Here is a 3313-nt window from a genome sequence, read left to right as displayed (position 1 = left end):
TCTCCCGCGATCGCCGGTTCCGGGATGAGCGTCTCGCCGCCGTCGATCCGCTGCGGGGTCGCGCCGAATCCGGTCGCGTCGCGCTCGCCGTCCCAGGGCGTGCGCGGCACGGGCGCGGCGAACCGCAGGTCGCCCACCGGCGGCTCGGCGTACGGGATGCCGAGGAAGGCCGCCGAACGGATGCCGTCGACGTCGCGCCATCGGCCGCGCACGCGGCCGGCGGAAGTGTCGGCGACCGGACCGGCGCTCACGTCGCATCCTCCCCGGGCGGCACGAGGATGTCGAGGAGCGCGCCGGTCGCGGCGGCCATGTCGAGGTCGGGCTCGAGCATCCACTGCAGCTGCAGTCCGTCGGCCACCGCCTGCAGCAGGCGCCCGGCGGTCTCCGGATCGACGCGCGGGTCGAGGCGATCCTCGATGGCCTCGGCGAGGGTCTCTCGCAGGCGCCTGTTCCGCTCGATGAAGTACTCGTGCGCCGGATGCTCCGCGTCCGCGGCGTCGACGGACAGCGCGGCGAACAGGTGCACCAGTCCCGGCACGCGCTGGTTGTGGCGGATGACGCCGACCCAGCCCTCGCGCATGGCGTCGACGTCCGTCCGGTCGCCGGTCGCGGCGCCGAGCGCGGCGTCGTCGAGCTCGTCGCGCTTGCGGAGGATCTCGGTGAACAGCTGCTCCTTCGTGCCGAAGTAGTGCAGGAGCCCGGCCTGGCTGAGACCGACGGCCTCGGCGAGGTCTTTGACGGATGTGCGACGGAACCCCTCGCGCGCGATCACGTCGAGGGCTCGCTCGAGGATCTCCTCTCGCTTCGCCACGCCCTTCGCGTAGGAACCTCTTCGTGCCATGGGAGAAGTAAACCGAACAATGCTTGATTTCTCAAAACCGAATGACGTAAGGTTTTGCTTGTCCTCATCGCCGAGCCATCGAGAAAGGCCTCCCATGACCGACCCGAACCCGCCGCGCGTCGCGGATCTCTCCCTCGAGGAGAAGGCCGCTCTCACCAGCGGCGCCGACTTCTGGACCACGACGGCCGTCGACCACGCCGGCATCCCGTCGATCATGATGACCGACGGCCCGCACGGCCTCCGCAAGCAGGCCGGCGCCAGCGACCACCTCGGCATCGCCGACAGCGTGCCGGCCACGTGCTTCCCGCCCGCCGTCGGGCTCGGCTCCTCGTGGGACGTCGAACTGGCTGAACGCGTCGGCGAGGCGCTCGGTGTCGAGTCGGCGATCGAAGACGTCGCCGTCATCCTCGGGCCCGGCATCAACATCAAGCGCTCGCCGCTGTGCGGGCGCAACTTCGAGTACGTCTCCGAAGACCCGATCGTCTCGGGCGAGATCGGCGCGGGACTCGTGCGCGGCATCCAGTCCCAGGGTGTCGGCTCGTCGCTGAAGCACTTCGCGGCGAACAACCAGGAGTGGGACCGTATGCGATCCAGCTCCGACATCGACCCGCGTCCGCTGCGTGAGATCTACCTGCGCGGGTTCCAGCGCGTCGTCCAGGACACCCAGCCCTGGACCGTCATGTGCTCGTACAACCGCATCAACGGGGTGTGGGCCAGCGAGGATCCGTGGCTGCTGACGGATGTGCTGCGCGGCGAATGGGGCTATGAGGGCCTCGTCGTGTCGGACTGGGGCGCCGTCAACGACCGCGTGAAGGGCCTGCCGGCCGGGCTCGATCTGGAGATGCCCTCCAGCGGCGGCCGCACCGACCGCCAGATCGTCGAGGCCGTGCGCGCCGGCGAGCTCGACGAGTCGGCCGTCGACCTGGCCGCCGGCCGGGTCGTCGATCTGGTCCGCAAGGCGCAGCAGCGCCCCGCCGTCGACGGGCCGCTCGACGTCGACGCCCACCACGCCCTCGCCCGCGAGGCCGCCGGACGCTCGATCGTCCTGCTGAAGAACGACGGCGGCGTCCTGCCCATCGCCCCCTCGGCTCGGGTGGCGGTCATCGGCGCGTTCGCCGAGACCCCCCGCTATCAGGGCGCCGGGTCGAGCAACATCAACCCGACGCGCCTCGACAGCGCCCTGGACGGCATCCGCGATCACGCCGAGGGCGATGTCGCCTACGCCGCGGGCTTCACCTTCGACGGTTCGGGCGATGCGGATGCCCTGCGCGCCGAAGCGGTCGAGGCCGCGCGGGGCGCCGAGGTGGCGCTCGTCTTCCTCGGCCTGCCCGCCGCCGACGAGTCCGAGGGCTTCGACCGCGAGCACATCGACCTCCCCGCGGCCCAGCTGGCGCTGCTCGACGAGGTCGTCGCCGCGAACGCGAACACGGTCGTCGTGCTCTCCAACGGCGGCGTCGTGGCGCTGCCCTTCGCCGACACCGTGCCGGCGATCGTCGAGGGATGGCTGCTCGGCCAGGCGGGCGGCTCGGCGACCGCCGATGTGCTCTACGGTGCCGTGAACCCCTCGGGCAAGCTCACCGAGACGATCCCGATGCGTCTCGAGGACAACTCCGCCTACGGCACGTTCCCCGGCGAGTTCGGCCACGTGCGCTACGGCGAAGGAATCCTCGTCGGCTATCGCTGGTACGACGCGAAGAAGCTCGAGGTTGCCTACCCGTTCGGCCACGGTCTGTCGTACACGACGTTCTCCTACGGGGAGGCGACCGCATCCGTGACCGCGTCGGGAGACATCCGCGTCAGCGTGCCCGTCACCAACACGGGCGACCGCGACGGCCGAGAGGTCGTGCAGGTCTACACCTCGCTTCCCGGATCGATCGTGCAGCGCGCGCCGCGTGAGCTGAAGGCCTTCGCCTCGGTCGCCGTCGCCGCCGGTGAGACGGTCACCGCCGAGCTGACGGTGCGCCGTGCCGACCTCGCCTACTGGGACATCCGCGTCGACGAGTGGATCGTCGAGTCGGGGGAGTACACGCTCGAGGTCGCCGCGTCGAGCCGCGACATCCGCGCCACGACCGGGGTCGCCGTCACCGGCGACGAGCTCGTGCTGCCGCTGTCGATGAACTCGTCCATCGGCGAGGTCCTGACGCATCCGGTCGCCGGTCCCGTCGTGCAGCAGGCGCTCGCCGGCCTCATGGGCGACGGTGCCGGGATCATGGCCAGCGACGAGGGCATGCAGAAGATGATGGCGTCCTTCCCCATCGGCCGACTCGCCGGCTTCCCGGGACTGCCGGTGACGTACGAGCAGATCGAGGAGCTGATCGGCTCCGCGGGCTGACCCGCTCAGGACGCCGAGTGCACGCCGCGACCGTGCGCTCGGCGTTCTGCTCGCGTGCCGGGTCAGAGACGGGATGCGGCGATGCCGACGACGTACACGGCGCACGCCATGCCGACGGTCACCAGGGCTCCGAGCATGAG

The 3313-nt window shown here is 70.9% G+C and carries 3 protein-coding genes; 1 reads left to right on the top strand and 2 read right to left on the bottom strand.

Annotated elements, in window-relative coordinates; translation table 11 throughout:
- Positions 1 to 251 (bottom strand): carboxylesterase family protein (locus B4E30_RS08250; RefSeq protein WP_286794649.1); only part of this gene is annotated, 251 nt, incomplete at its 3' end.
- Positions 248 to 841: a TetR/AcrR family transcriptional regulator gene (locus B4E30_RS08245; protein ID WP_286794646.1), complete on the bottom strand. Its 594-nt coding sequence runs from the start codon at positions 839 to 841 to the stop codon at positions 248 to 250. The genes B4E30_RS08250 and B4E30_RS08245, both read right to left, overlap by 4 nt.
- Before the next feature lie 94 nt (positions 842 to 935).
- On the opposite strand from B4E30_RS08245, the gene B4E30_RS08240 reads away from it, so the two are divergent.
- On the top strand, positions 936 to 3173 hold the full coding sequence (locus tag B4E30_RS08240; RefSeq protein WP_286794644.1) for a beta-glucosidase: 2238 nt from the start codon (positions 936 to 938) through the stop codon (positions 3171 to 3173).
- The last annotated feature ends 140 nt before the right edge of the window (positions 3174 to 3313 follow it).

Source organism: Microbacterium sp. UBA3394, from assembly GCF_002358725.1.
Taxonomy (GTDB): domain Bacteria; phylum Actinomycetota; class Actinomycetes; order Actinomycetales; family Microbacteriaceae; genus Microbacterium; species Microbacterium luteum.
The sequence above is the reverse complement of the archived record's forward strand: the minus strand, read 5'-3'. Positions and strand labels throughout refer to the sequence as shown.

Bases quoted from the DNA above. Each gene is read 5' to 3' on its own strand.
- B4E30_RS08245 (WP_286794646.1), bottom strand. From the start codon at position 841: ATGGCACGAAGAGGTTCCTACGCGAAGGGCGTGGCGAAGCGAGAGGAG.
- B4E30_RS08240 (WP_286794644.1), top strand. From the start codon at position 936: ATGACCGACCCGAACCCGCCGCGCGTCGCGGATCTCTCCCTCGAGGAG.